The sequence below is a fragment of the Bradyrhizobium sp. UFLA05-153 genome (assembly GCF_054185185.1).
On sequence record NZ_JBBIAM010000040.1, the window covers coordinates 18,408 to 44,825 of the forward strand.

Here is a 26,418-nt window from a genome sequence, read left to right on the forward strand (position 1 = left end):
GTTTTCGGTTCTGATCTAATCGAAACCGAAAGCAAAATCGCCTAAGCGAATGGGCGATCGCCGGGGGATGCGTCAGTTGGAGCGTGTTTTCGACCTCGCCATCATTGGAGGCGGTGTTAACGGTTGCGGCATCGCGCGCGATGCGGTCGGCCGGGGCAACACGGTTTTCCTGTGCGAAATGAACGACCTCGCTAGCGGGACGTCGTCCTGGTCGACCAAGCTCGTGCACGGCGGCCTGCGCTATCTCGAATATTACGAATTCCGCCTTGTCCGCGAAGCGTTGATCGAGCGCGAAATCCTCTGGGGCGTCGCGCCCCACATCATCCGTCCCCTTCGTTTCGTTTTGCCGCATCACGCCGGCCTGCGCCCGGCCTGGCTGCTCCGCCTGGGCCTTTTCCTCTACGATCATATCGGTGGCCGCCATCTGTTGCCGGCAACCCGTTCGGTCGATCTGACCAAGGACGAAGTCGGCCGTCCGCTGATCCCGAACCGCTATTCGCGCGCTTTCGAATATTCCGACTGCTTCGTCGATGACGCCCGCCTCGTCGTGCTCAATGCACGCGATGCCGCCGACAAGGGCGCCGACATCCGCACCCGCACCCGCGCCACCGAGATCCGCCAGTCCGACGGCGTATGGACCGTCGGCCTGGTCGACACCATTACCGGCGCACGCTCGACGATCCGCGCCCGCGCGCTGGTCAATGCCGGCGGTCCCTGGGTCGAGGACGTGCTCGGGCGCGGCGCCGGCGTGAACGCGAAGGCAAAAGTCCGCCTGGTGCAGGGCTCGCACATCGTCGTCAAAAAACTCTACGACCACGACCGCGCCTACATGTTCCAGAACGCGGACGGTCGCATCATCTTCGTCATTCCCTACCAGGACGATTTCACGCTGATCGGCACCACCGACCGCGATTATGATGGCGACCCCGCCAAGGTGAAGGCGACGGCCGAAGAGATCCAGTATCTCTGCACCGCCGCGAGCGAATATCTCGCCAAGCCCGTGAAGCCTGAGGACGTCGTCTGGACCTATTCCGGCGTGCGCCCGCTCTATGACGATGGCGCCAGCGAAGCCAAGGCTGCGACCCGCGATTACGTGTTCGAGCTCGACACGCCCGGCGGCGCGCCGCTGCTGTCGATCTATGGCGGCAAGATCACGACCTACCGGCGTCTTGCCGAGGAGGCGCTCGAGCGTCTCGCGCCCTATTTGCGCAGCGCCAAGGCGCGCGAGGGCTGGACCGGCAAATGGCCGCTGCCCGGCGGCGACATGGACGTGTCGGCGGTCGACGCGCTGATCGCGGACCTCCAGCGCGGCTATCCCTTCCTCTCCGTCGAGCATGCCCGCCGCCTGGCGCGGGCCTATGGAACCCGCGCCATCAAGCTCCTCGGCGACGCCAAGTCGGCGGCCGATCTCGGCCAGTCCTTCGGCGCCACGCTGACGGAACGCGAGGTGCGCTATCTCATGAACAACGAATGGGCGGTGACCGCCGAGGATATTGTCTGGCGGCGCTCCAAGCTTGGCCTGCGACTAAGTGCCGATCAGATCGCGGCACTTGACGACTGGATCGCCAGCCATGCCGTGCCGCAAAGTCCCCTGCTCGAAGCGGGAGGACGCTCATGACCGTCACACTGGATCACGTCAGCCGTTCCGTGGACGGCGTTCCGCACATCAGCGACGTCTCGCTGACGCTCGACGGCGGCACGCTTAACGTGCTGCTCGGGCCGACGCTGTCGGGCAAGACCTCGATCATGCGGCTGCTCGCAGGGCTCGACAAGCCGACCACGGGCAGGGTGCTCGTCAACGGCAAGGACGTCACCGGCATCGATGTGCGCCAGCGCTCGGTGGCGATGGTCTACCAGCAGTTCATCAACTACCCCTCGCTCACGGTCTATGAGAACATTGCCTCGCCGCTGCGTGTGCAGGGCAAGCCGCGCGAGGAAATCGAGAAGCGCGTTGCGGAGGCCGCAAGGCTGTTGCGGCTCGAGCCGTTCCTGAAGCGCACGCCGCTCCAGCTCTCCGGCGGCCAGCAGCAGCGCACCGCGATCGCGCGCGCGCTTGTGAAGGGCGCCGATCTCGTGCTGCTCGACGAGCCGCTCGCCAATCTCGACTACAAGCTCCGCGAGGAGCTGCGCGCCGAGCTGCCGCGCATCTTCGAGGCCTCGGGTGCGATCTTCGTCTATGCGACGACGGAGCCGTCCGAAGCGCTGCTGCTCGGTGGCAACACCGTCTGCATGTGGGAGGGCCGTGCGCTCCAGATGGGCGAGACCTCCAACGTCTACCGCCGCCCGCAGACGCTCCGCGTCGCGCAGGTATTTTCGGACCCGCCGCTCAATCTGGTCGGCATCGAGAAGAAGAACGGGCAGGTCGCATATGCCGGCGGCAGCTTGGCGCCGGCCTCCGGCCTCTATGCCGGACTTGCCGACGGACCCTATCGCGTTGGCTTCCGCGCCCATCAGCTCGGGCTCGCCAATGGCCAGACCGATCGCCACGCCTTCCACGCCACAGTGACGGTGACCGAGATCACCGGTTCGGAGAGTTTCGTGCATCTGACCCGCGACGGATCGAACTGGGTTGCGGTGCTGCACGGCGTGCACGAGTTCGAGCCGGGCCAGACGCTCGACGCGGTGCTCGATCCGCAGAATGTCTTCGTGTTCGACGCGGCCGACCGCCTGGTCGCCGCGCCCAGCTCCATAAATACGTGAGGGAGGTGCGCCATGGCCCGCATTGACCTCGTCGATCTCGCTCACTCCTACGGCGGCAATGATGCGCCGGCCGAAAGCTTTGCGCTGAAGCCGGTGACCATGACCTGGCGGCAGGGCGGCGCCTATGCGCTGCTCGGGCCATCGGGCTGCGGCAAGACCACGCTGCTCAACGTCATCTCCGGCATCATCACTCCTTCGCGCGGAAAAATCCTGTTCGACGGCAAGGACATCACACCGCTGTCAACCCAGAAGCGCAACATCGCCCAGGTGTTCCAGTTTCCGGTGATCTACGACACCATGACGGTGGGGGAGAACCTGGCGTTTCCGCTGAAGAACCGCGGCGTGCCGAAGGCCGATATCGACAAGCGCGTGACCCAGATCGGCCGGCTGCTCGACCTCGAGCCGTATTTGAACCGCAAGGCGACGCGGCTCACGGCCGACGCCAAGCAGAAGATCTCGCTCGGCCGGGGCCTCGTGCGCAACGACGTCGCCGCCGTGCTGTTCGACGAGCCACTGACGGTGATCGATCCCGAGCTGAAGTGGCAGCTGCGCTCGAAGCTGAAGGCGCTGCATCGTGAGCTCGATCTCACGATGATCTACGTCACCCACGACCAGACTGAAGCCCTGACCTTTGCCGACACCGTGGTGGTGATGCATGACGGCCGCGTGGTGCAGAGCGGTACGCCGGCGGAGCTGTTCGACAAGCCCGCGCATACCTTCGTCGGCTACTTCATCGGCTCGCCCGGCATGAACATCATGCCGGCGGAGGTGAAGGGCCGCGAGGCGCGGATCGATGGCCACATCATCGCGCTCAACCGCAGCTACGACCATCTGCCTGCTGGGGCCAAGATCGAGATCGGGGTGCGGCCGGAATTCGTCGACGTGGTCGCGCCGGCTCCCGGGCTGCTCACCTCGAAGATCGACCGGATCGATGATCTCGGCCGCATCCGCTTCGCCCGCGTGCGCGTCGGCGATGCCAAGCTCGCTGCCCGCGCGCCGGGCGGCTTCACCAGCCCCGACGGCTCCGCCGGACTGAAATTCGATCCGTCGCATGTCCACGTCTATGCGGACAGCCTTCTGGTGGAAGGAGCCGCTTGATGGACAAGACCATTAATCAAAAAGCCTGGTTCCTGGTCCTGCCGGTGTTCCTGGTCGTCGCCTTCTCAGCGGTGATCCCGCTGATGACGGTGGTGAACTATTCGATGCAGGACACCTTCGGCAACAACCAGTTCTTCTGGAACGGCGTCGGCTGGTTCAAGGAGCTGCTCGATCCCTCGACCGACCTCGGCGGCCGCTTCCTGGCCTCGCTCGGCCGCAACCTGTTCTTCTCGCTCGTCATCCTCGCGATCGAGGTGCCGCTCGGCATCGTCATCGCGCTGTCGATGCCGCGCGAGGGCTGGACGGTGGCCGCCTGCCTCGTGATCCTGGCGCTGCCGCTGCTGATTCCCTGGAACGTCGTCGGCACGATCTGGCAGATCTTCGGTCGTCCCGACATCGGCCTGCTCGGCTATGTCCTGAACTCGATCGGCATCAACTACAACTACGTCTCCAACGCCGTCGATGCCTGGATCACCGTCATCGTCATGGACGTGTGGCACTGGACCAGCCTGGTTGCGCTGCTTTGCTACGCCGGCCTGAAGTCTATTCCTGACGCCTATTACCAGGCGGCTCAGATCGACGGCGCCTCGCGCTGGGCGGTGTTCACCGCGATCCAGCTTCCGAAGATGAATCGTGTGCTGCTGATAGCGGTGCTGCTGCGCTTCATGGACAGCTTCATGATCTACACCGAGCCGTTCGTCGTCACCGGCGGCGGCCCCGGCAACTCCACGACCTTCATCTCGATCGAGCTCGTCAAGATCGCGCTCGGCCAGTTCGACCTCGGCAAGGCCGCGGCCCTGTCGCTGGTCTACAATCTGATCATCCTGATCGTCTGCTGGGTGTTCTACACCGTGATGACCAATGCCGGCGTCGAGCGCAAGACGCAGGCCGAGAAAGAACCCGCGGCGGAGCGCAAGCCCGCCGGTGCGCTCCAGCCAGCGCATGCGCTTCAGCCCAAGGAAGGAGTGGCCTGATGCACTCGATCCCCGGCCGTCGCGTCATCATGGCGCTGTTCCTCATCTTCCTCTTGTTGCCGATCTACTGGCTCGTCAACATGAGCTTCAAGACCAACAGCGAGATCGTCTCGACGATGACGCTGTGGCCGCACGCGCCGACGCTTCAGCACTACAAGCGCATCTTCACCGACGAGAGCTGGTATTCCGGCTACATCAACTCGCTGGAATACGTCGTTCTCAACACCATCATCTCGATCTCGGTGGCGCTGCCTGCGGCCTACGCCTTCTCGCGCTACCGTTTCCTCGGCGACAAGCACTTGTTCTTCTGGCTGTTGTCGAACCGCATGGCGCCGGCCGCAGTCTACGCGCTGCCGTTCTTCAACCTCTATTCGGCGATCGGCCTGTTCGATACGCCGTGGGCGGTTGCGCTCGCGCACTGCATCTTCAATGTGCCGCTCGCGGTGTGGATCCTCGAAGGCTTCGTCTCCGGCGTGCCGCGCGAGATCGACGAAACCGCGTTTCTTGATGGTTATTCCTTCCCGCGCTTCTTCGTGAAGATCCTGATCCCGCTGATCGCAAGCGGCATCGGCGTCGCAGCCTTCTTCTGCTTCATGTTCTCCTGGGTCGAGCTCTTGCTCGCGCGTACCCTGACCTCGGTGCAGGCCAAGCCCATCGCCGCGATCATGACGCGCACGGTGTCCGCCGCCGGCATGGACTGGGGGCTGCTGGCTGCCGCCGGCGTGCTCACCATCATTCCGGGCGCGCTCGTGATCTGGTTCGTCCGCAACTATATCGCGCGCGGTTTCGCGCTCGGCCGGGTGTAAGGAGGCGACCATGGAATCCATCGCATGGATGGCCTGGACGATACCAACCGCGATCTTCTTCGGCGCGCTCGCCTGCACGCTCGCGGTGATGACGTGTCTCGCGGCGGTCTATCCCGAGGCGGAGCGCGTCGGGGTCCTGCGCATTCCGACCACGCGCGGCGATCGCCTGTTCATCTCGCTGATCGCGGCCGCCGTCATCCATCTCGCGTGGATCGGCCTCGTCGGGACCGACACGATCGGCACGCTGCCGGTTGGCGAGGAGGGGGTTGAGTTGTCGAGCCTGTGGCTCGCATCAGGAATTTCGCTTGTCACGGCCGCGCTCATATTCCGCACGGTCTGAAGCTCGCGAAGAAGACCAGATCCGGGGTCAACCCGGGCCTGTTAGAGTTTGTCGCTGCAACGGAGGAACAACATGCGACAGTTTAGGAGAAGGAAAGGTCCATTGACCAAGATCAGCTTTCTGACGGTATCTAGTGCCGCAGCTATCATTGCGGCTGCATTCGCGACATCGGCGCCGGTTCGCGCCGCCGATGACGCCACGATCCAGAAGTGGATCGCGGAATTCCAGCCCTCGACCCTGTCGAAGGACGACCAGAAGAAGGAGCTCGAGTGGTTCGCCAAGGCTGCCGAACCCTTCAAGGGCATGGAGATCAACGTCGTCTCGGAGACGATCGCGACTCACTCCTATGAGTCGGAGACGCTGGCCAAGGCGTTCTCCGAGCTCACGGGCATCAAGCTCAAGCACGACACCATTCAGGAAGGTGACGTGGTCGAGAAGCTGCAGACCCAGATGCAGTCGGGCAAGAACGTGTACGACGGCTGGATCAACGACTCCGACCTGATCGGCACGCATTTCCGCTACGGCCAGACCATCGTGCTGTCGGATTACATGACCGGCGAGGGCAAGGACGTCACCGACCCCATGCTCGACGTCAACGACTTCATCGGCAAGTCCTTCGGCACGGCGCCGGACGGCAAGCTCTATCAGCTGCCCGACCAGCAGTTCGCGAACCTCTACTGGTTCCGCTACGACTGGTTCACCAACCCCGACTACAAGGCCAAGTTCAAGGCCAAGTATGGCTACGAACTCGGCGTGCCCGTGAACTGGTCCGCCTATGAAGACATCGCCGAGTTCTTCACCAACGACATTAAGGAGATCAACGGCGTCAAGGTCTATGGCCATATGGACTATGGCAAGAAGGACCCCTCGCTCGGATGGCGTTTCACCGACGCCTGGCTCTCGATGGCCGGCAATGGTGACAAGGGCATTCCGAACGGTCTGCCGGTCGACGAATGGGGCATCCGCATGGAAGGCTGCCGTCCGGTCGGCTCGAGCGTCGATCGCGGTGGCGACACCAACGGTCCGGCCTCGGTCTACGCCATCACCAAGTACCTCGAGTGGCTGAAGAAGTATGCCCCGCCGCAGGCCCAGGGCATGACCTTCTCGGAGTCGGGTCCGGTGCCGGCGCAGGGCAACATCGCCCAGCAGATCTTCTGGTACACGGCCTTCACCGCCAACATGGTGGAGCCCGGCATCGCCGTGATGAACGCGGACGGTACGCCGAAGTGGCGTATGGCTCCGTCGCCGCACGGCTCGTACTGGAAGGAAGGCATGAAGCTCGGCTACCAGGACGCCGGCTCGCTCACGCTGTTGAAGTCGACCCCGGCTGACCGCCGCAAGGCGGCCTGGCTCTATCTCCAGTTCATCGTCTCCAAGACGGTGTCGCTGAAGAAGAGCCATGTCGGTCTCACCTTCATCCGTGAATCCGACATCTGGGACAAGTCGTTCACCGAGCGTGCGCCGAAGCTCGGCGGCCTGATCGAGTTCTACCGCTCGCCCGCTCGCGTGCAGTGGACCCCGACCGGCAACAACGTGCCCGACTATCCGAAGCTCGCGCAGCTCTGGTGGCAGAACATCGGCGATGCGTCGTCGGGTGCCAAGACGCCGCAAGCCGCGATGGACTCGCTCGCTGCTGCCCAGGACGCCGTCATGGAGCGTCTTGAGAAGTCCGGCGTGCAGGGCGCCTGCGGTCCGAAGCTGCACAAGAAGGAGTCGGCCGAGTTCTGGTTCGCGAAGGCCGAGAAGGACGGCACCATCGCGCCCCAGCGCAAGCTTGCCAACGAGAAGCCGAAGGGCGAAACGATCGACTACGACACGCTGATCAAGTCGTGGCCGGCCACCCCGCCCAAGCGCGCGGAAGTGAAGTAAGCCTCGCGCATCACGTCATCCAACATGAAAGGCCGGGAGCGATCCCGGCCTTTTTCTTTTGCGGCGTGCGCTGCGCTCGCGATGCGGTGTGCGCATTGAAGCGCATTGCCTCCCCATCGTCGTCCTGGCGAAAGCCAGGACCCATTACCCCGACCGCCGGTGTGGCGCGATGCTCGGACCACGCGCCTGCCCATTTCCACAACCGGTGGTTATGGGTCCTGGCTTTCGCCAGGACGACCCCGGGAGACACCCGCTTGACTCCGCCCGGCCTCAAATCCATGATCAGCATAATGCGATTGAAGTAATCGCATAGCAATTAAGATCAAACAGGCGGTCGGGGCCACTGGCGGTCCCATCCGGGAGGCCGGTTGATGGCATTGATCGAGGCGTTCAAGCGCTTGCTGGGCGACACGGCCGTGCTTGTTCGCGAGGAGGATCTTGCTGCTGTCACCGAGGATTGGCGCGGTCGTTATCGTGCGCCGGCGCTCTGCGCCGTTCTGCCGTCCACGACCGAGCAGGTCGCTTCCATCGTTCGCCTCTGCGTCGAGAGCGGCACGCCCGTGCTGCCACAGGGCGGCAACACCAGCCTGTGCGGTGCCGCGACGCCGACCGGGCAGGGCAAGCCGCCGGTCATCATCGCGCTGACGCGCATGCGGCGGATCAGGTCGATCGATTCCGTCAACAACACCATGGTGGTCGATGCCGGCTGCGTACTGGCCACGATCCAGGAGGCCGCGGCAGCCAGCGGGCGGCTCTATCCGGTGAGCCTCGGCGCCGAGGGCTCCTGCCAGATCGGCGGCAACATCGCCACCAATGCCGGCGGCACCGGCGTGCTGCGCTATGGCAATACGCGCGACAACGTGCTCGGTCTCGAAGTCGTGCTGCCGGACGGCGCGATCTGGGACGGCCTCTATGCGCTGCGCAAGAACAACACCGGCTACGACCTCAAGCATCTCTTCATCGGCTCCGAAGGCACGCTCGGCATTATCACCGGCGCGGTGCTGAAGCTGCATCCGCTGCCGACCGCCGAAGCCGTCGCCTGGCTCGCGGTCGACAGCCCGCAGCAGGCGCTCGACGTGCTCGGCCTGTTCCAGGCTTCTTGCAATTCGCGGCTTTCCGCCTTCGAACTGATGAACGCCAAACAGATCCAGCTTGTCCTTGAACAAGTGCCGGGCCGCCGTTGCCCGGTCGCGCAAGTCGATAGCTGGCATGTCCTCGTCGAACTGTCCGACACCGGCGATGCCGGGGCGCTCAACGCCACCATGCAGGCGGTGCTCGAGCGCGCGTTCGAGGCCGGCTTGATCAGCAACGGCGTCGTCGCCGCGAGTGAAGCCCAGCGCAAGGCGATGTGGCTGGTGCGTCACAGCGTGTCGGAAGCCAACAAGAAGGCGGGCGTTGGGCTGACGTCGGACAGCGCCGTTCCGGTGTCAGCGGTGCCCACCTTCATCGCGAAGGCGATGCAAGCGGTGCACGCGATCATTCCGGATCTGCCGTTCGTGATCGTCGGCCATATGGGCGATGGCAACATCCACCTCATTCCCTTCTTTGGCTTTGCCGAATGGGATGCCCTGCCGGACCGCGACGCGGTCGGGGAACACATCCGCCATGCGGTCAACGATGTTGCGGCATCGCTCCGTGGCACTTTCAGTGCCGAGCACGGCGTCGGCCGCACGTTGATGGAGCAGATGACCCGCTACAAGCCGCCTGTCGAACTCGCGCTGATGCGTGCCGTGAAGCAGGCCTTCGACCCGAGTGGGCTCTTCAATCCCGGCCAGGTTCTGCCGCCGCCATCTGCGGACGCGCACGTTTCTTCACCATCCATCGCAACATCGCATAGAGGGGACTGACCATGACGCATCTTCCGAAGATCATCACCTCCCGCCGCCGCCTGCTGCTCGGTGCCGGCACCGCAGCCGTCGCGCTCGCTGCGCCGGCCGTCTGGTCCCCGTCACGCGCCGCAGGAAAGCGCATCGTGGTGCGCGACGACGGCGGCATCTACACCAAGGCTTATGGTGCGGTGTTCTACCGTCCGTTCACCGAGGCAACCGGCATCGAGGTGGTCGGGGTGCAGGCCAATGCCGAGCCGGTCGCGCAGATCAAGACCATGGTCGACACCAAGAACTACACCTGGGACATGGCCAAGATTAGCTGGCCCGCGATCCTGCTCTTGACCACCGGCAGCAAGCAATATCTCGAAAAGCACGGCCTCGAATCCGAGCCCGTCATCAAGTCGATCCCCGCCGAATTCATGTCGCCCTACGGCGTCGGCACCAACGTCTACACCACCGTGCTGGCCTACCGCACGGACGCCTTCAAGGGCCGCAAGGCGCCGCAGTCCTGGGCCGACTTCTGGAACGTGGCGGAGTTTCCGGGACGCCGCGCCGTGCGCAAGCATCCGTTCGACACCATCGAGGAGGCCTTGATGGGCGCCGGCGTGCCGACCGCGCAGGTCTATCCGTGCGACCTGAACAAGGCGTTCGCCTCGCTCGACAAGATCAAGTCTTCCGTCGCGGTGTGGTGGACCAGCGGCGCGCAGGTCGAGCAGATGCTGACCTCGGGCGAGATCGATCTGCTGCCGACCTGGGTGTCGCGTCCCCAGGCCGCGCAGGCGGCCGGCGCACCGGTCGAGATCGTCTGGAATCAGGGCATCTGGGGCGGCGATAACTGGTCGATCCTCGCCGGCACGCCGAACGCGGATGCCTGCCGCGAGTTCATCAAGTTCGCCTCCGATCCGAAGCGCCAGGCGGCGCTGATGGAGTATTTCCCCGCCGGCCTCACGCAGCCGGAGGCCTTCAATTACGTCAAGCCGGAGCTCGCCAAGAACTGTCCGACCTATCCGGACAACATCAAGGCGGGCCTGAAGATCGATGCGAAGTTCTGGTACGACAACCAGGCCGCTGTCATCGAGCGCTTCAATAGCTGGATCCTGGCTTGAGCCTCGCGATTGGAGCAGGGCATGACCTCGTCGAGCTTGCGCGTCAAAGGCCTTACCAAGCGTTATGGCGACTTCGTTGCGCTGGCGCCGACCAGTCTCGATGTCGCGAAGGGGGAATTCCTCACGCTGCTCGGCCCTTCGGGGTCGGGCAAGACGACGCTGCTCAGCCTGATCGCGGGGCTCGCGCATCCGGACGAAGGTCAGATCCTGGTCGACGATGCCGATGTGACGCACAGCCCGGCCTATGACCGGGACATCGGCGTCGTGTTCCAGAACTACGCGCTGTTTCCTCACATGACGGTGGAGGACAACATCGCGTTTCCGCTGAAGATGCGGAAGGTCGCCGACGCCGACGCGCGCCGGCGCACGGCGGAGGCGCTGGAGACGGTTCGCCTGCCGCATGTCGCAAAACGCTATCCGCGCGAGCTCTCGGGCGGCCAGCAGCAGCGCATTGCGCTCGCGCGCTGTATCGTTTACCGGCCGGCGATCATCCTGATGGACGAGCCGCTCGGCGCGCTCGACAAGAAGCTGCGCGACCAGATGCAGCTCGAGATCAAGCGCATCCATCGCGAGCTCCGCACCATGATCATCTACGTCACCCACGACCAGGAGGAGGCGATGACGATGTCCGATCGCATCTGCCTGATGAACGCAGGCGCAATCGAGCAGCTCGGCACGCCGGAGGATCTCTACTTCCGGCCGCAATCGGTCTTCGTCGCGGACTTTCTCGGCGAGTCCAACCTGCTCAGCGCAACGGTGCGGCATGTCGATGCGCAGGGGCTCGACATCGTGCTGGCCGACCAGACGGCGCCGTCGCGCGCGGTCGGCAACGGCGCGAGCTTCACGGCCGGCGAGCCGATCAAGCTCATGGTCCGGCCCCAGAACCTTCATGTCGCGGACGCGGCGGACGGCAAGCTCACCGGCAGGCTGGTCGACGTGATGATCAGCGGCAGCATGACGCGGCTCTACATCGCGCCTGAAAAGGCCGACATGCCGCAGCTCGTCGCGGCCTATCCGACGCGAGCGAGCGCAGCGCCTTACGAGATCGGCCAACGCGTTTCGCTCGGCTGGAATTCCGCGGATGCCGTGGCGATCCGCGACGGCAGGGGACGGTGACGCCATGGCATTGGCCAAAGCGCCTGCGATCGAGTCGGGACAGATCCGGACCGCGACGCGCTCTCGCGCCCGGTCGCAGGCCTGGACCTGGGCCGCGATGGGGGGCCCGCTCGTCCTGCTGCTCGTCCTCTTCCTGGTCTACCCCGTCGGCCAGTTGCTGCTGCTCAGCATCCACAACGACAGCGGATTCACGCTTGCGCCGTACCGCCAGCTCTTCGCCTCATCGGTCTATATCGATGTCCTCCTCATCACGCTGAAGATCTCGCTGGTGACGACGCTGGTGTGCGTCGTCACCGGCTACCCGATCGCCTATCTGATTTCCGTCGTCGGCAAGGAACGTAAGGCGACGCTGCTGTTCTGGGTGCTGCTGTCGTTCTGGACCAGTTTTCTGGTGCGCGCCTTTGCCTGGATCGTGCTGCTCGGGCGCAACGGCGTCATCAACAAGCTCCTGCTGTCGCTCGGCATCATCTCGAGCCCGGCGAGCCTGCTCTATAATTTCGGCAGCGTCCTCGTCGGCATGGTGAACGCGCTGCTGCCGCTTGCCGTGCTGACCATGCTCTCTGTGATGGAGAACATCGACCGCAACCTGCCGCGCGCGGCGGCGACGCTCGGGGCGCGGCCGGGCATGGCGTTCTGGAAGATCTATTTTCCGCTCTCGCTGCCCGGGGTCGCCGCGGCTGGCATCATGGTGTTCGTCACCGCGATCGGCTTCTTCATCGTCCCGGCGCTGCTCGGCGGACGCCGCGAGACCATGATCACGCAATTGATCATCGACCAGGTCCAGCAGACCCTGAACTTGGGATTTGCCGGCGCAATCTCCGTGCTTCTCCTGATCGTCGTGCTCATCGTCTTTGCGGCCTACGACCGGCTGCTCGGCCTGTCGACGATGACGGGCGCGGCAGCGCCGCGCAGCGTGGCGCCCTCGCGCCTCGCCGGGCCTGTCCAGAGGATCGGCGATGCCGTGCTGACGCTGCTCGGCATGATCTCCGATCGCATCATTCTCGCGCTGCCGTCGCGCCGTCGCGACCGCAATCCGGATCAGGCGGGCCTCGGCTTGCAGGCCTTCGTCTGGACCATGCTAATCATCATCAGCGCGCCGACGCTCCTGATGATCCCGCTGTCGTTCGGCACCGGCGGCCTGAACTGGCCGCCGCAGGGATTTACGCTGCATTGGTATGAAACCGTGCTGCATTCGCCGGTATGGACCCAGGCGTTCCTGCGCTCGCTGCTGGTTGGTCTGGGGACGGGTGCGCTCGCCATGCTGATTGGAACGCCGGCGGCGTTTCTGCTGGTGAGGAGCAACATCCCCGGCAAGGCCGCCTGGCTCGCCTTCATCCTGTCGCCGATCGTCGTGCCGCGCATGATCATTGCGGTCGGCATGTTCTACGTGTTCGCGAGCATGGGCCTCGTCGGCAGCGCCTTTGGCCTCATTCTCGGACATACCGTCGTCGCGGTGCCCTACGTCGTCATGACCATGATGGCCGTGCTGCGCAACTACGACACGCGGCTCGACCATGCCGCGCAAAGCCTTGGCGCGCGCCCCTTTGCGACGCTGCGCCACATCACCTTTCCGATCCTCGGCGCGGGCATGTTCTCCTCGTTCCTGTTCGCCTTCGCGACCTCGTTCGACGAGCTCACCATCGCGTTGTTCGCGACCGGCGGGCTTAACGCCACGCTGCCGAAGCAGTTCTGGGAGGAGGTGACGCTTCAGGTCTCGCCCGTGATCGCCGCCGTCTCAACCTGCCTGTTCATCTTCATGGGTCTCTTGATCTTCGTCGCCGAACGCCTGCGTCGGCGCGCTGCCGCAAGGTAGTCATCCCGCGTTCTAACCAGAGGTTCTCGTCATGCTCACTGCAAATCGTCTTCGCGGCCTGCTCCCCGCCATTCCGACCCCGGTGAAGGCCGACGACACGATCGACGCCCAGGCGGTCTCGGCGCTGTTTGCCTGGCTGCTCAAGCAGGGCATCGACGGCGTGGTGCCGCTCGGCGGCACCGGCGAATATGGTGCACTCGCGCGCGCCGAGCGCATCCGGATGGCGGGCCTGTCGGTGAAGGCCATGGCGGGCAGGGGGCCTGTGATCGCCGGCGTGCTCGACACCGGCTTCCACGACGCTCTTCAGGCGGGCAAGGAATTCGCCGCCGAGGGCGTGGACGGCCTCCTGGTCCTTACGCCATATTATACCAATCCGACTCAGACCGGCATTCGCGACTATTTCCTGCGCTATGCCGATGCCTCGCCGGTGCCTGTCCTGATCTACGAGATTCCCTACCGCACCCGGATCGCGATCGAGCCCAGGATTTTGCATGAGCTGTCGAAGCATCCCAACATCATCGGCATGAAGGCCTGTAATCTCGACATGTACCATTTCCTTCAGGTCGTGGCCGGCGTCGACGACAGCTTTGCAGTGCTCAGCGGCGAGGACAGCCTGTTCCCGCTGCATCTTGCGGGGGGCGCGACGGGCGGCATCGTCGTCACCGCCTGCCTGTTGCCGCGCGCCTGGCGACAGATTTACGAGACGGCGATTGCTGGCCGGACGGCGGAGGCACTGAGCCTGCATCGCCGTCTGATCCCGTTCATGAACATGGCGTTTGCCGAGACCAATCCGGGGCCGATGAAGGCGGTGATGGACATGGTCGGCGTCGACGCGCCGCGGATGCTGGCTCCGCTGGTGCAGCCGGCGCCCGCGCTGGTCTCGGCATTCCGGTCAGAGCTCGGCAAGCAATTGGCGATCTCGGAAGGGATTGCGTGAGGCAAGGGAATGGCAGATGACGCGTAGCGGCGAGGGCGGCACGAAGAAGGTGCGCAAGGCCAGGAGCACTCGGAAAAGCGCCGGAAAGAGCGCCGAGCTGGCGCGCTCGTCGCTGTTCGTCGGCTCGACCGAGAAGGCCTTTCAGGTCCTGCACGCCTTCGATGGCCCGCGACGCTTCATGACGCTCGCCGACATCGCGCGCGCGGCCAATCTCGACCGCAGCGCCACCCAGCGCCTGGTCTATACGCTGGAGACGCTCGGCTATCTCAAGCGCATCGAGGGCACGCGCAATTACGGGCTGACCTCGAAGGTGCTGCAGTTCTCTCACAGCTATCTCAAGGCCAACGAACTTATCGACAAGGCCTCGCCCTATCTTCTCGACATGAGCCGTAATCTCGGCGAGACCTGCAACCTGCACGAGCTCGACGGCCACGAGGTCGTGTTCGTGGCACGCTTTCCCGGCCGGCACCTCATCCACATCGATTTCGTGATCGGAAGCCGGTTGCCGGCCTATTTCACGGCGTCCGGCATAGCCATCCTGTCGGCTCTTCCTGAGGAGATGCGGCAGGATCTGTTGAAGCGTACGCAACTCGAGCCCCTTACGCCGTATACGATTACAGATCCAGATAAGCTTCTGGAGCAGGTGCGCGTCGCCGCCACGCGCGGCTACTCGATCCAGATCAACCAAAGCGTCATGGGTGACATTTCCGTCGCGGCGCCGATCATCGACGAGCACGGCCGCGCGGTCGCCGCGGTCAACATCTCCGTGCCGACCACGCGCTGGACCAAGGAGCGCGCCGAGGCCGAGCTCGTGCAGCATGTCCATGTCGCCGCGACCTCGATCTCGAAGTCGAAATTCAACCGCTACGCCGCCTGATGCGGATGCTGCTGAATGCCGACGACTACCGCAGCCGTGCGCAAAAGTTCCTGCCGCGCGGCTTGTTCGACTATATCGATCGCGGCACGGAGGATGAGGTCGCGCTGAGGCGCCTGCGCGCCTCGCTCGACGAGATCACGCTCATGCCGTCGGTGCTGACCGGGCACGACGGGCGATCGTTCGACGCGACGCTTCTTGGACAGCACCTCGCAGCACCCCTGGTCGTGGCGCCGACCGCGCTCGCCGGTCTTGTAGCGCATGATGGCGAGACCAAACTGGCGCGCGCGGCCTCGCGCGTCGGCATCCCCGTCTGTATCTCGACGCAATCGGTGACGACGGTCGAAACCATCCGGCGCGGCGCGCCCGATGCGACGCTGTGGTTTCAGCTCTATGTCTGGCGCGACCGGGCACTGACGGCAAGACTTCTGGAGCGCGCCCGCGCCTGCGGCTGCGAGACCCTGGTCGTCACGGCCGATACGTCGGTCTCACCCAACCGCGAGTACAACAAGCGCAACGGCTTCGGCATTCCGTTGGTGCCCAGCCTGCGCAGCACGGTCGACGTCGCACTGCATCCGCGCTGGCTCGTCGGTGTTCTCGCGCGCTATCTCCTGAGCGAAGGCATGCCGACCTATGGACATTATCCGGACGAGTACCGCACGGCGATTACCCGGCCAAGCATTGCTGAGGCCGTGTGGCTCGACCATCGTCTCAACTGGGACGACGTGCGCTGGCTGCGCCAGATCTGGCCGGGCAAGCTGATCATCAAGGGCGTCTTGGCCGTCAAGGATGCGGAGACCGCGGCCGGACTCGGTTGTGAGGCAATCGTGGTTTCCGCCCATGGCGGACGCAATCTCGATTGCCTGCCTGCACCGGCGGAGTGCATTCAGGCTATCGCGGATGCCGTGAAGGGACGACTGACGGTGCTCGCCGACAGCGGCGTCCGCCGCGGCACGGACGTGTTGAAATATCTCGCGCTCGGCGCCGAGGCCGTTCTCCTCGGCCGCTTGCCGCTCTGGGGCCTCGCCGCCGGCGGCGAGGAGGGTGCGGAAGCGGTCTTGCGGATGATCATCGGCGAGATGGACACGGCGATGGCGTTTTTGGGCGCGGAGCGCGTGGCAGAATTACGGGCGATGCTTCGATAAGACAAAAGGCCGGGCGCGATCCCGGCCTTCCGCACTTGTTGCGCTCACGGTTTTCTCGGAAGTCATCGTCCGCGAAGGCGGACGATCCAGCACGCCGCGGCCTATCGGTTGAATCTCGCCGCCGGTGGCTACTGGATGCCCCGCCTTCGCGGGGCATGACGAGCTGAGATGCGGATCTACTCCGCCGCGTCGGCAGCCTCCAGCGTCGGATAGTCCGTGTAGCCCCTGGCGCCGCCGCCGTAGAAGGTGTTCTTGTCCCATTCGTTGAGTGGCGCGCCTTTCTGCAAGCGCTCGACCAGGTCGGGGTTGGAGATGAAGGGCTTGCCGAACGCGATGAGGTCAGCAGCGCCGGCATCGAGCACCTTCGTCGCCAGCTCGAAATCGTAGCCATTGTTGGCGATGTAGGCGCCGGAGAAGCGCTTGCGCAGGTCAGCATAGTCGAACGGCGCGAAATCGCGCGGGCCGCCGGTCGCGCCTTCCACGACATGCAGATAGACGAGCTTGAGCGCATTGAGCCCGTCGACGATGTGGTCGAACAGCGCTTGCGGATTCGAGTCGGAGATGTCGTTCGCCGGCGTCACCGGCGAGATCCGGATGCCGGTACGGTCGGCGCCCGCTTCGGCGGCAACCGCCTTTGACACCTCCAGCATCAGCCTGGCACGGTTCTCGATCGAGCCGCCGTAGGCATCGGTGCGCTTGTTGGCGCCGTCTTTCGCAAACTGGTCGAGCAGATAGCCGTTGGCGCCGTGGATCTCGACACCGTCAAAGCCGGCCTCGAGCGCGTTGCGCGTGACGCGCTTGAAATCGTCGATGATCCCTGGAATTTCGGCAAGCTCGAGTGCGCGCGGCTCGGAGACGTCGGCGAAGGTGCCGTTGACGAAGGTCTTGCCCTTGGCGCGGATCGCGCTGGGAGCGACCGGCGCGCCGCCATTGGCCTGAAGCGCGTTGTGCGAGATGCGCCCGACATGCCAGAGCTGGATGAAGATGCGCCCGCCGCGCTCATGCACGCGATCGGTGACCTTGCGCCAGCCGGCGACCTGGTCTTTCGAGTAGATGCCAGGCGTATCCTGATAGCCCTGGCCCTGCTGGGAGATCTGGCTTGCTTCGGTGACGAGGAGTCCGGCGGAGGCGCGCTGCGCGTAGTAGTCGGCCGCAAGCGGGCTCGGCACGAAAGTCCCGGGCGCTGCGCGATTGCGCGTCAGGGGCGCCATCACGAAGCGGTTGGCCAGCGAGATCGGGCCAAGCTGATAGGGCTCATACAATTTGGTCGGACGGCTCATGGGAATGTTTTCCAGCGGTGACAGGTAGGGCACACTTGTGCATCGCCACACACCGCGCAAGGCCGGAGTCATTCCGAAAGTGCAGGTGAGCTGCGCGACGGGACGGCGGGGAAGCTGAAAGAGGATCGTTTTTCTTCAATGTCATCCGCGGCAGCGGAGTTGATCTCCGTGCCGCGGAAAATATGGATCACAAATCTCAGGTCATGCCGAGGAAATCGCGCTTGCCGATCTCGACACCGTTGTGACGCAGAATCCCGTGCGCGGTCGCGGCATGGAAATAGAAGTTCGGCAGCGAGACCGAGCTGAAGAATTGCTGCCCCTTCAATGTAACGGTCCGGTCGGGGCCGGCCGGGAATGTGACGTCCTTGGCATCGGCGCCCTCGAACTGCTCGGACTTGAACGACTTCACGAAGTCGATCGTCTTTGCCAGCCGCTGCTTCAATTCCGCGAACGTCGTCTCGGTGTCCGGCATCGACGGCAGCTCCGTGTGCGTGAGCCGTGCACAGCCCTTGGCTGCGAAGTCGCTGACGAGCTGGATTTGCTTGCTGAACGGCAGCATGTCCGGGAAGAGCCGAGATCCGATCAGCACGCTTGGCTCGATCTTCCTGGCCGCGCAATGGGCCTCCGCCTTGGTGAGCAGGCCGGTCAGGCTGTTCAGCATCTGCAAATAGGCGGGGACGACGGCGTCATAAAAGGACATGTGATGCTCTCTTCTCGTTGGGATGTCAGGAGGTATCCTGGTCCCAAGAGATGGGAGCACCGCAGGAAAATACAACCGCCGAAGTGGCGTTCGCGGGTTAAAAATTCTACCGCACGATCGCTTGCGGCTGCGCCTGCGCGGTGCCGCCGCGCATGCGCGCGAGCAGTTCCGCCGTCGGCCAGGAATCCGCGGGCAGGCCGTACTTGATCTGCATCGCCTTCACCGCGCTGCGGCTCTGCTGGCCCAGCACGCCGTCGACCTTGCCGACGTTGAAGCCTGCGCGCACCAGCAGCTGCTGCAACTCCTTCAGCTCATTGAACGGCAGTTGCGCCACCGGCTGCGCCGGCTTGCGCATGGGAGCTGCGCCCGCAATGCGCGAGGCGAGGTAACCGGCGGTGGTGGAATAGATCAGCGAATTATTCCACTCAGTGTAGGCCGCGAAATTCGGATAGGCCATGAAGGCCGGCCCCGACCGCCCCATCGGCAGGAGCACGGAGGCGGCGAGATTGTCGTTCGGCAGCGGCCGGCCGTCGGGGTAGGTCACGCCCAGCTGCGCCCATTTCGAGCGCGGCTGCTGCACCGAGAGATCAGTCTGCTCCCAGGGCAAATTTGCGGGCACCTTGATCTCTTCCAGCCACGGCTCGCCGCGCCGCCATTTCAATCCGTTGGCGATATAGTTCGCGGTCGAGCCGATCACGTCGGGCCCGCTGCGGAGCAGATCGCGCCGGCCGTCGCCGTCATAGTCGACGGCGTAGTTGACGTAATGCGTCGGCAGAAATTGCGTCTGCCCGAGCTCGCCGGCCCAGGAGCCGATCATCTCGGCAGGGCTGAGATCGCCGCGGTCGATCACCTTGAGCGCCGCGATGGTTTCGCCCACGAACATCTCCGAGCGTCGGCAGTCATAGGCCAGCGACACCAGCGATTTCAGCGTCGGCAGATTGCCCATGTTGGCGCCGAAATCGCTCTCCAGCCCCCAGAATGCGGCGATCACCGCCGGCGGCACACCGTATTCCTTCTCGGCGCGCGCGAACGCCGCCGCGTATTGCTTGATGTGCTGCTGGCCGTTCTGCATGCGATAGGTCGCGGCCATGCGGCCGGCGAATTCGGTGAAGAGCTGGCCGAACACGCGCTGGCCGCGGTCGCGGTTGACGATGCCCTGGTCGTAGACGAGGTAGGGCGAGGCCTCACTGATCGCGCGCTGCGACACGCCCGCGGCGATGGCCTGCTGTTTCACCTCAGTGAGGAAGCGGTCGAAGCTCGCGCCATTGTGGCACGAGGCTGCGCGCGGCGCGGCCGGCCTCGGCGCGGCCTGTGGTTTTACGGGCGGCGGCAGCAACTGGGCGGAAGCGGTGGCGGAGAGTGCGAGCAGTGTGACGGCCGCGATCGCGAATCGGGTCTGGAGCATAGGGTTTCCGGCAGCGGGAAGGGCGAGAGGAATCTCCCGAAGTTTAGGTGAAGAACCGGCCTCACGCCACCCCGTTGCCGCTAGCCGAACAACCGCAGCATCAGGGCTTTCCCGACTGGCAGCGCCTTGATGCCGCGATAGGCGCGCACATATTCGCCGGCATAGAACGCCCGGACCGCGTGCACGCGCGTGTCCATGCCCTCTTCGAACCGCACGGCAAAGCCGTTCGTGGTCCGCCGCACCATGGTAGCCGCGATGGAACGGCCATAGATCTGGCATTCGATCGCGCTGCCGATCGCAGGTGGGTCGGGATCGATCAGCCGCGCGCCGGTGATCGAGATATCGGCGAGCCGGACGAGGTGCGACTTGCCGCCCTGGCGCAACAGGATGGCCTCGTTGCGGACGAAGCGTTCGGCCTTGCGCTTGCGCGGCTGCTCGATGCAGACGAAGCAGACCACGGTGAGGATGAACGCGTTGTACAGGCTCCAGGCCAGCGCCAGCCCGCCATAGGCAATGCTCTCGCCGCGCAAATGCAGGATGAAGGCATAGGCGATCGCCGCGAGCGTGATCAGAAGCGCGGTGCCGTAGAGCCGCAGCAGCGGCCATTCGACGAATTTCTTGTCGCGGTCGCCGCCTTTGGCAGTGACCTTGAACTTGTGCCCCTTGGGCCTCAGCAGGCCCGTGGTGACGGCCTTCAGCACGGCGGGCGCCGCCACGAGCTGCGACACGTCTGTCATCATGGCAAGCGAACGGCCGTGCGACAGCCAGGCCATCGTCAGTCCATGCCAGACGTAGAACGGCAGGAAGAAATGCAAGAGCTCGGCGAGGTCCGCCTGCACCGCCTTGATGCCGAACAGCAGGAACAGCCAGGGCACGACCAGCCCGAACATCTTGGCGAAATAGACTGTCGTCCAGCTCATGAAGGCGTCGACCAGCGACAGCCGGTCGATAAGCGGGAGCTTCGATGTCTGCGACAGCGGACTACTGCGGCCGCGCACGATCTGCATGAAGCCGAGACACCAGCGGCCGCGCTGGGTGATGTATTCCTTCAGGCCCTCCGGCGCGAGCCCGATGGTCAGGCGCTCATTGAGATAGACGGTCTTGAGGCCGCGCTCCTTCAGGCGCAGGGTAACGAGATAATCCTCGGTCACCGAGTCGGTCGGGAATCCGCCGATCTGCATCAGCCCGGAATAGCGGATCAGGGACGAAGTCCCGCAGCAGAACGCGACGCCCCAGGCATCCTTGGCCGGCATCAGGATGTCGAAGAAGAACCGCTGCTCGTCGGGCCACACGTCAGACGCGGCGAGGTTGGTCTGGATCGGATCGGGATTTATGAAATGCTGCGGCGTCTGCGCCACGCCGACGGATGCATCGTCCATCAAGCTGATGGTCCGCGCGAGAAAATCCGGACGCGGCACGAAGTCCGCATCGAGGACGGCGATGAAGTCCGGCCGTTCCGGCAGCCCGCCGACATACTTGAGTGCGTGGTTGATGTTGCCCGCCTTGGCATGGCGGTTGTCGGGACGCGTGAGGTAGTGGCAGCCGAGTTCGCTCGCGAGGTGCCGCAGCCACAGCCGGCGTCCGTCGTCGAGCACCCAGACGCGGTAATTGCCGTACTCCATTCCGGTCGCGCCGATGATCGTGCGCTCGAGGATCGATCGCTCCTCGTTGTAGGTGCAGATGAAGACGTCGATCAGCGGCGCCTTCGGATCGGTGGCGCGGCCGTCGACCTCCGTGGTGCGTCTGGTGGTGCGGCTGAGGAACAGAAGCGACAATGCGACCGCGACCAGCGAAGCCGCTTCCGCCAGCATGAAGGGATAGCCGAAGAAAAAATCCGCCGTCAGGCCCGGTGGAGGCAGGGTCTTGGTGACGCGCCAGTAGAAGTAGCGCAGCAGGAGGACGAACGACACGCCGGTCAAAAGCGAGCGCGCCAGCGTGTTGTCACGTCTGAGAAGTGGCACCATCGCCATGAAGGCGCCGAGCGCGAGAAAGCCGGGCGCCAGTGCCGCCATCATGGCGTGGTCTCGTTCCGGCCAAAGACGACCCGCCCGGTTCGGCCGACCGTGCAGTCGTGAGCGGCGGCATCGGCCGGTGCGACCGTGACGCGATAGGGCTCCTTGTTCAGCGCATCGGGATTGATGGCGAGATTGGCGGGCGCACCGGCGGAACCTGTCAGATTGACGACGGTGCCGGAGATCGGCTCGCCGCCGTCATTCGGCTCGAAGGTGGCGTGGTCGCCGAGCCGCAGCCGGTTATAGACGCTCTCCATGACGTTGGCGGTGACGACGGCGCCGCTGCAATCGAGCACCTTGAGCAGCGGCTGGCCTGCCTGCACATCCTCGCCCGGCGAGGTCATCATCTCCCAGACGCGGCCTGCGACCGGCGTCTTGATGTTGGCTTCGGAGAGGTCTGTGAAGCGGATCTCCTCCGTGATGATCTCGTTCGCAAGCCAGGCGATCTCCGTGTCGATACGCATCAGATCGGCTTCCAGGTCCTTGGCGCGCTGGCGCATCTCCTCCTCGCGCTGCACCGAGCTTGGCCGGTCGTTGTAGCTGTCGCCGAGGAACGAGCCGCTTTGCGCCGCGGTCAGCTCGACCTTGGCCGCATCCAGCCGCTTGCGCGCGCCGAGCTCGGTCTGCTGCGCAACCGAAAGCTCACGCGTCAGCCGCGCGAGCTCGACCGTGGAGATGTTGCCGGATTTCGCCAGCGATGAGGCGCGATCCACCGCTGCGTTCGCTTCCTCGCGCCGCGCCGCCGCTGCCTCGATCGAGGTCTGGATCTCGGCGATGCGTGCCTCGAGCTGCAGGACGCGTCCATTCTTGAACTGCTCGGCCTGCCGCGCGAGGTCCTGCTGTGCTGCCTGTGCCGTCGCCAGCTTGGCCGCGAGAGACGGTCGCTCGTTTTCCAGCCGCGATTTCTGCCGCCGAAGGTCATCGAGTCGCGTACGATCACTGCGCGGGTTGACCACCCGCAGCACGACCGCGTCGGCGTCAAGCCGAGCCCGATCCTTGATGGGATCGGAGGCTGCGACGATGCGTCCACCGATCGGCGCACGCAGGGTGACGAGGCGGGAGTTCAGCACGGCTTCGACGCTGGAGTTCTGCAGCATGGCGCGCAGCGGCAGCCAGCCGAACACGGCAATCACGGCAAGGCCGGCTGCGATCTTCAAGCCCCGCCACAAATACGGCCAGCGTGACGCCGGTTCCGCGGCCTCCATCCGGGCAGCGGGTTCCTGCGGATGTTCCTCGTCGGCAAACAGGCGTTCCTGCAGCGCCTGCTGCAAGCTCCTGGCATCCGAACTCCTTGCATCCGAGCTCCTTGCTTCGGGGGCACTTTCTGCCTCGCGCGCGGGGGTCGGGGATGTATCACTGGCGGAAATTGCTCGAGACCGGTCCATCATGAACAGTCACCTTGCTGACTGGTGGCAATGGAACCGAGTAATGCCCAGGCAGGCCTGGGGTGCCCGGTTGTCCTCGATTAAGCGGCGGCTGCCTTTCCAACGGGTAAACTTCGGCGTGGGGTTTGGTGCAAATGCGCCGTAAGGTTTATGAGTGCCGAATTTTCCTCGCCAACACCCGCCGCGGCTCTCCGACGCAGCGGCCTGTCTTGCGGCGCGACGGCGTCGCCATACTTTGATTGCGCCGGCTGAAGGCTTGGCCACGGCCGGCTCACGGAGGCGGCCATGAACTATCTTCGCACGGCAATTCTCCTCGCAGGCCTCACCGCCCTGTTCATGGGCGTCGGCTATCTCATCGGCGGCGCCACTGGGGCCATGATCGCGCTGGTCATCGCGGCGGCGACCAATCTCTTCACCTACTGGAACTCCGACCGCATGGTGCTCTCGATGTACGGAGCCCATGAGGTCGACCGCGCCAGCGCGCCGGAACTCGTCGGTCTCGTCGCCGAGCTTGCGGGCCGTGCCGGGCTACCGATGCCGCGCGTGTTTGTGATGGACGAGCCGCAGCCCAACGCGTTCGCCACGGGTCGCAATCCGCAGAATGCCGCGGTTGCCGTCACTGCCGGCTTGATGCATCAGCTCAGCCGCGAGGAGCTCGCCGGCGTGATCGCGCACGAGCTTGCGCACGTCAAAAACCACGACACGCTGCTCATGACCATCACCGCGACGGTCGCGGGCGCGATCTCGATGCTGGCACAGTTCGGCATGTTCTTCGGCGGCCATCGCAACAGTAATTCCGGCCCCGGCATCGTCGCCTCGATCCTGATGATGATCGTGGCGCCGCTCGCTGCAATGCTGGTGCAGATGGCGATCAGCCGCACCCGCGAATATGCCGCCGACGATCTCGGCGGCCGCATCGTCGGCCAGCCGATGTGGCTCGCATCCGCGCTTGTCAAGATCGAGAATGCCGCACATCAGGTGCCGAACTTCGACGCGGAGCGCAATCCTGCGACGGCGCACATGTTCATCATCAATCCGCTGTCGGGGCACGGCGTCGACAGTCTCTTCGCTACCCATCCCTCGACGCAGAACCGCATCGACGCGCTGCAGCAGCTCGCGGCCGAGCTCGGCGCGAACGGGGCGCCATCGCTCGGCGCCAACGAAAACTATCCGCCGCAAAGTCCATGGGGCCGCTCGTCCAGGCGCGGACCGTGGGGATGAGACCAGTTGGCTCAGCCGTCGCGGATGTGCCGTGATGGCGTCACAATTGATGCGGGAAACCAGCCATTCAACCTCGCATTGGTGACGGTGTTCGAGCTCTGCGTCCGCGATTTACGCTTATCCTTGTCCCAAAAGACTCTTGCGCTTTGTCGCGCATTGATTCACACCAATGCGACTCGCCTTTTTCGGCGAGTCGCAGGCCGGACGGCTTGCCGGGTGTGACAATTGTTTAAACGTAATTGCCGGAGGTGCGCATGTTGCACATGAACCGGTCCGTGCGGGATGAGGCAGCTTCGCACGAGAGTTTTCTGGTCAATGCGGAAGGCGCGCTCCTTCTGACGTCCTTCGCACTTGCTGCAATCGGCTGGTGTTGTCTGCTGGCAATGTGGCTGACGAGGGCGCTTTCTTGGGCGTCTGACTGGGCGACCTGAGGCCGGCACAACCGAGATTGTGGTCGGCTTTGTGAGCTGGCGCACACAAGATCGTCTCCGCCGGTGCTAACACCGGCCCAGACCTCAAGCGTCTGAAAGGGGATGCGTGGCCGGCCTGTTGCCGGCGACGGCTGACGATGACCAGATTAGCTGCGCCATTGTTGATCGTGTCGGGCATTCTCGTCGGATTGTCGTTGCACACCGTCGTCAATTGCGGCGATGCTAACGAGCCCGACGTCTGCTCGGCCGTGATCGGCTTCAGCCCGTTCCGCGGCTCGCTGATCGCGTTCGCCTATGAGGGGCGCGGCCGCATCGCGCTGCGGCACGGCGACGCCAAACGGGCGATCGTCGATTTCGACCAGGCCATTCATCTCAACCCGAACCGCGCCGCCACCTTCCGCGACCGCGGCCTGGCCCACCGGCAGAACGGCGAACTGGATCTGGCGGTCGCCGACTACGACCAGGCAATCGCGCTCGATCCGAAGCTTGCGGCGTCGTATTCCGAGCGGGGGCTCGCCCTTGCGGCCAGGGGCGATCTCCAGCGCGCAATCCTGAGCTACAACACCGCCATCCGCCTCGCGCCCAATGATCCGGACGCGCGCGTCAATCGCGCCCTCGCGTTCCTCGCGAGCGGACGGACGGACGATGCCCGCGCCGATTTCGAAGCCGTCCTCGCGCTGCCGGAGCGCCCCGACGGCGCCGCCCATCAGCTCGCCCGCACCAAGCTCGGCGAGCTGGGCGAACCAAGGCCGACCAACATCTCTGCGCCGCTGCGGTGAGTTTTTTGTGCCGCCTCGGCAGTGCACCCTCTCCCCTTGCGGGAGAGGGTGGCTTCGATGCGCAGCATCGAAGCCGGGTGAGGGGTCTGTCTCCGCGTATTCGACTGCGTGAGATTCATTCGCGGAGACAACCCCTCATCCGGCGCTTCGCGCCACCTTCTCCCGGAAGGGGAGAAGGGAAGGCAGCGAGTGTGCCTTACGCCTTCTTTTTCTTCTTCGCGGATTTCTTCTTGGCCACCGGCTGCTCCTTTGCCGGCTTCTTCTCCGCCGCCTGCTGCTTCTCAACCGTCTCGGCGGCCGCACTGGCTGCGAAGCGCATCGACCTAGCGTAGCTGTCGGCGACGTTGTCGGCGGACATCTGGAGGCGCTTGGCCGCAGTGCTGGCCTGCTCCATGGTGTTCTTCGCGATCAGCTTGTAGCGCTCGCGGGCGTCCTTGCCCTTGGCCTTGGCCGCGAGGGTATTTAAGCGATCCCGCCGTTCCTTGGCGCGGGCCATCAGGCCCGTGTGGAGCTGTCTTGCCAGTTGCCGGATCACGACATCCAGGTCGGCGTCCGCCATGTCTTTTGTCCCCTTCGTAACGGTCACGATTGTTGCGCG

22 protein-coding genes are annotated in these 26,418 nt (G+C 64.6%); 16 read left to right on the forward strand and 6 right to left on the reverse strand.

The window, feature by feature from the left end:
• Positions 1 to 67 precede the first annotated feature (67 nt).
• The 14 genes from glpD (at position 68) to Q2941_RS23495 (ending at position 16,607) form a co-directional block, all read left to right on the forward strand.
• A complete protein-coding gene (gene glpD, locus Q2941_RS23430; RefSeq protein WP_458193864.1) occupies positions 68 to 1,618 on the forward strand; it encodes a glycerol-3-phosphate dehydrogenase in 1,551 nt (516 codons plus the stop codon).
• Positions 1,615 to 2,700, forward strand: coding sequence for an ABC transporter ATP-binding protein (locus Q2941_RS23435; protein WP_458193865.1), 1,086 nt, complete (start codon positions 1,615 to 1,617; stop codon positions 2,698 to 2,700). The genes glpD and Q2941_RS23435 overlap by 4 nt, the downstream gene beginning before the upstream one ends.
• Before the next feature lie 12 nt (positions 2,701 to 2,712).
• Positions 2,713 to 3,798: an ABC transporter ATP-binding protein gene (locus tag Q2941_RS23440; RefSeq protein ID WP_458193866.1), complete on the forward strand. Its 1,086-nt coding sequence runs from the start codon at positions 2,713 to 2,715 to the stop codon at positions 3,796 to 3,798.
• Entirely contained in the window at positions 3,798 to 4,772 is a 975-nt protein-coding gene (locus Q2941_RS23445; RefSeq protein WP_458193867.1) for a carbohydrate ABC transporter permease, read from the forward strand. Before Q2941_RS23440 ends, Q2941_RS23445 begins: the two co-directional genes overlap by 1 nt.
• Positions 4,772 to 5,578 carry a carbohydrate ABC transporter permease gene (locus Q2941_RS23450; protein WP_458193868.1) on the forward strand — a complete coding sequence of 269 codons (807 nt, stop codon included), beginning with the start codon at positions 4,772 to 4,774 and terminating at the stop codon, positions 5,576 to 5,578. Before Q2941_RS23445 ends, Q2941_RS23450 begins: the two co-directional genes overlap by 1 nt.
• A 10-nt stretch (positions 5,579 to 5,588) precedes the next feature.
• Positions 5,589 to 5,918 (forward strand): DUF2160 domain-containing protein, encoded by a 330-nt coding sequence (locus Q2941_RS23455; RefSeq protein ID WP_458193869.1) that lies wholly within the window; start codon positions 5,589 to 5,591, stop codon positions 5,916 to 5,918.
• A 72-nt stretch (positions 5,919 to 5,990) separates the two neighbouring features.
• Positions 5,991 to 7,787, forward strand: coding sequence for an ABC transporter substrate-binding protein (locus tag Q2941_RS23460; RefSeq protein ID WP_458193870.1), 1,797 nt, complete (start codon positions 5,991 to 5,993; stop codon positions 7,785 to 7,787).
• Positions 7,788 to 8,158: 371 nt separating this feature from the next.
• A complete protein-coding gene (locus Q2941_RS23465) occupies positions 8,159 to 9,634 on the forward strand; it encodes an FAD-binding oxidoreductase (RefSeq protein ID WP_458193871.1) in 1,476 nt (491 codons plus the stop codon).
• A 2-nt stretch (positions 9,635 to 9,636) separates the two neighbouring features.
• Positions 9,637 to 10,722 (forward strand): ABC transporter substrate-binding protein, encoded by a 1,086-nt coding sequence (locus Q2941_RS23470; RefSeq protein ID WP_027522790.1) that lies wholly within the window; start codon positions 9,637 to 9,639, stop codon positions 10,720 to 10,722.
• 21 nt (positions 10,723 to 10,743) lie between these two features.
• Entirely contained in the window at positions 10,744 to 11,838 is a 1,095-nt protein-coding gene (locus Q2941_RS23475) for an ABC transporter ATP-binding protein (RefSeq protein WP_458193872.1), read from the forward strand.
• Positions 11,839 to 11,842: 4 nt separating this feature from the next.
• Positions 11,843 to 13,651, forward strand: coding sequence for an ABC transporter permease subunit (locus tag Q2941_RS23480; RefSeq protein WP_458193873.1), 1,809 nt, complete (start codon positions 11,843 to 11,845; stop codon positions 13,649 to 13,651).
• 31 nt (positions 13,652 to 13,682) lie between these two features.
• Entirely contained in the window at positions 13,683 to 14,588 is a 906-nt protein-coding gene (dapA, locus tag Q2941_RS23485; RefSeq protein WP_458193874.1) for a 4-hydroxy-tetrahydrodipicolinate synthase, read from the forward strand.
• Positions 14,589 to 14,604: 16 nt separating this feature from the next.
• Complete coding sequence (locus Q2941_RS23490; protein ID WP_458193875.1) at positions 14,605 to 15,465, forward strand: IclR family transcriptional regulator; 861 nt, start codon at positions 14,605 to 14,607, stop codon at positions 15,463 to 15,465.
• Positions 15,465 to 16,607, forward strand: coding sequence for an alpha-hydroxy acid oxidase (locus Q2941_RS23495; protein ID WP_458193876.1), 1,143 nt, complete (start codon positions 15,465 to 15,467; stop codon positions 16,605 to 16,607). Before Q2941_RS23490 ends, Q2941_RS23495 begins: the two co-directional genes overlap by 1 nt.
• Before the next feature lie 176 nt (positions 16,608 to 16,783).
• Here the strand turns inward: Q2941_RS23495 and Q2941_RS23500 are convergent, their stop codons facing one another.
• The 5 genes from Q2941_RS23500 to Q2941_RS23520 form a co-directional block, all read right to left on the reverse strand.
• Positions 16,784 to 17,887 carry an alkene reductase gene (locus Q2941_RS23500; RefSeq protein WP_027522796.1) on the reverse strand — a complete coding sequence of 368 codons (1,104 nt, stop codon included), beginning with the start codon at positions 17,885 to 17,887 and terminating at the stop codon, positions 16,784 to 16,786.
• A 196-nt stretch (positions 17,888 to 18,083) separates the two neighbouring features.
• Positions 18,084 to 18,587 carry a DUF1993 domain-containing protein gene (locus Q2941_RS23505; protein ID WP_027522797.1) on the reverse strand — a complete coding sequence of 168 codons (504 nt, stop codon included), beginning with the start codon at positions 18,585 to 18,587 and terminating at the stop codon, positions 18,084 to 18,086.
• A 106-nt stretch (positions 18,588 to 18,693) separates the two neighbouring features.
• Complete coding sequence (locus Q2941_RS23510) at positions 18,694 to 19,992, reverse strand: lytic murein transglycosylase (protein WP_458193877.1); 1,299 nt, start codon at positions 19,990 to 19,992, stop codon at positions 18,694 to 18,696.
• A gap of 80 nt (positions 19,993 to 20,072) precedes the next feature.
• A complete protein-coding gene (locus Q2941_RS23515; protein WP_458193878.1) occupies positions 20,073 to 22,007 on the reverse strand; it encodes a glycosyltransferase in 1,935 nt (644 codons plus the stop codon).
• Positions 22,004 to 23,275, reverse strand: coding sequence for an HlyD family secretion protein (locus Q2941_RS23520; protein ID WP_458193879.1), 1,272 nt, complete (start codon positions 23,273 to 23,275; stop codon positions 22,004 to 22,006). The genes Q2941_RS23515 and Q2941_RS23520 overlap by 4 nt, the downstream gene beginning before the upstream one ends.
• A 399-nt stretch (positions 23,276 to 23,674) precedes the next feature.
• Here Q2941_RS23520 and htpX point away from each other — a divergent pair, with 399 nt between their 5' ends.
• Both htpX and Q2941_RS23530 read left to right on the forward strand, forming a co-directional pair.
• The gene (htpX, locus tag Q2941_RS23525; RefSeq protein ID WP_027522800.1) at positions 23,675 to 24,610 is read left to right on the forward strand and encodes a zinc metalloprotease HtpX; all 936 of its coding nucleotides are present in this window, start codon (positions 23,675 to 23,677) and stop codon (positions 24,608 to 24,610) included.
• Positions 24,611 to 25,178: 568 nt separating this feature from the next.
• On the forward strand, positions 25,179 to 25,820 hold the full coding sequence (locus Q2941_RS23530) for a tetratricopeptide repeat protein (RefSeq protein ID WP_027522801.1): 642 nt from the start codon (positions 25,179 to 25,181) through the stop codon (positions 25,818 to 25,820).
• Positions 25,821 to 26,016: 196 nt separating this feature from the next.
• On the opposite strand, the gene Q2941_RS23535 is transcribed toward Q2941_RS23530, so the two are convergent.
• Positions 26,017 to 26,379, reverse strand: coding sequence for a hypothetical protein (locus Q2941_RS23535; protein ID WP_027522802.1), 363 nt, complete (start codon positions 26,377 to 26,379; stop codon positions 26,017 to 26,019).
• Positions 26,380 to 26,418 lie beyond the last annotated feature (39 nt).

Excerpts from the sequence above, each read along its gene's own strand:
- glpD (WP_458193864.1), top strand. The coding sequence starts at position 68 with ATGCGTCAGTTGGAGCGTGTTTTCGACCTCGCCATCATTGGAGGCGGT.
- Q2941_RS23435 (WP_458193865.1), top strand. The coding sequence starts at position 1,615 with ATGACCGTCACACTGGATCACGTCAGCCGTTCCGTGGACGGCGTTCCG.
- Q2941_RS23440 (WP_458193866.1), top strand. The coding sequence starts at position 2,713 with ATGGCCCGCATTGACCTCGTCGATCTCGCTCACTCCTACGGCGGCAAT.
- Q2941_RS23445 (WP_458193867.1), top strand. The coding sequence starts at position 3,798 with ATGGACAAGACCATTAATCAAAAAGCCTGGTTCCTGGTCCTGCCGGTG.
- Q2941_RS23450 (WP_458193868.1), top strand. The coding sequence starts at position 4,772 with ATGCACTCGATCCCCGGCCGTCGCGTCATCATGGCGCTGTTCCTCATC.
- Q2941_RS23455 (WP_458193869.1), top strand. The coding sequence starts at position 5,589 with ATGGAATCCATCGCATGGATGGCCTGGACGATACCAACCGCGATCTTC.
- Q2941_RS23460 (WP_458193870.1), top strand. The coding sequence starts at position 5,991 with ATGCGACAGTTTAGGAGAAGGAAAGGTCCATTGACCAAGATCAGCTTT.
- Q2941_RS23465 (WP_458193871.1), top strand. The coding sequence starts at position 8,159 with ATGGCATTGATCGAGGCGTTCAAGCGCTTGCTGGGCGACACGGCCGTG.
- Q2941_RS23470 (WP_027522790.1), top strand. The coding sequence starts at position 9,637 with ATGACGCATCTTCCGAAGATCATCACCTCCCGCCGCCGCCTGCTGCTC.
- Q2941_RS23475 (WP_458193872.1), top strand. The coding sequence starts at position 10,744 with ATGACCTCGTCGAGCTTGCGCGTCAAAGGCCTTACCAAGCGTTATGGC.
- Q2941_RS23480 (WP_458193873.1), top strand. The coding sequence starts at position 11,843 with ATGGCATTGGCCAAAGCGCCTGCGATCGAGTCGGGACAGATCCGGACC.
- dapA (WP_458193874.1), top strand. The coding sequence starts at position 13,683 with ATGCTCACTGCAAATCGTCTTCGCGGCCTGCTCCCCGCCATTCCGACC.
- Q2941_RS23490 (WP_458193875.1), top strand. The coding sequence starts at position 14,605 with ATGACGCGTAGCGGCGAGGGCGGCACGAAGAAGGTGCGCAAGGCCAGG.
- Q2941_RS23495 (WP_458193876.1), top strand. The coding sequence starts at position 15,465 with ATGCGGATGCTGCTGAATGCCGACGACTACCGCAGCCGTGCGCAAAAG.
- Q2941_RS23500 (WP_027522796.1), bottom strand. The coding sequence starts at position 17,887 with ATGAGCCGTCCGACCAAATTGTATGAGCCCTATCAGCTTGGCCCGATC.
- Q2941_RS23505 (WP_027522797.1), bottom strand. The coding sequence starts at position 18,587 with ATGTCCTTTTATGACGCCGTCGTCCCCGCCTATTTGCAGATGCTGAAC.
- Q2941_RS23510 (WP_458193877.1), bottom strand. The coding sequence starts at position 19,992 with ATGCTCCAGACCCGATTCGCGATCGCGGCCGTCACACTGCTCGCACTC.
- Q2941_RS23515 (WP_458193878.1), bottom strand. The coding sequence starts at position 22,007 with ATGATGGCGGCACTGGCGCCCGGCTTTCTCGCGCTCGGCGCCTTCATG.
- htpX (WP_027522800.1), top strand. The coding sequence starts at position 23,675 with ATGAACTATCTTCGCACGGCAATTCTCCTCGCAGGCCTCACCGCCCTG.
- Q2941_RS23530 (WP_027522801.1), top strand. The coding sequence starts at position 25,179 with ATGACCAGATTAGCTGCGCCATTGTTGATCGTGTCGGGCATTCTCGTC.
- Q2941_RS23535 (WP_027522802.1), bottom strand. The coding sequence starts at position 26,379 with ATGGCGGACGCCGACCTGGATGTCGTGATCCGGCAACTGGCAAGACAG.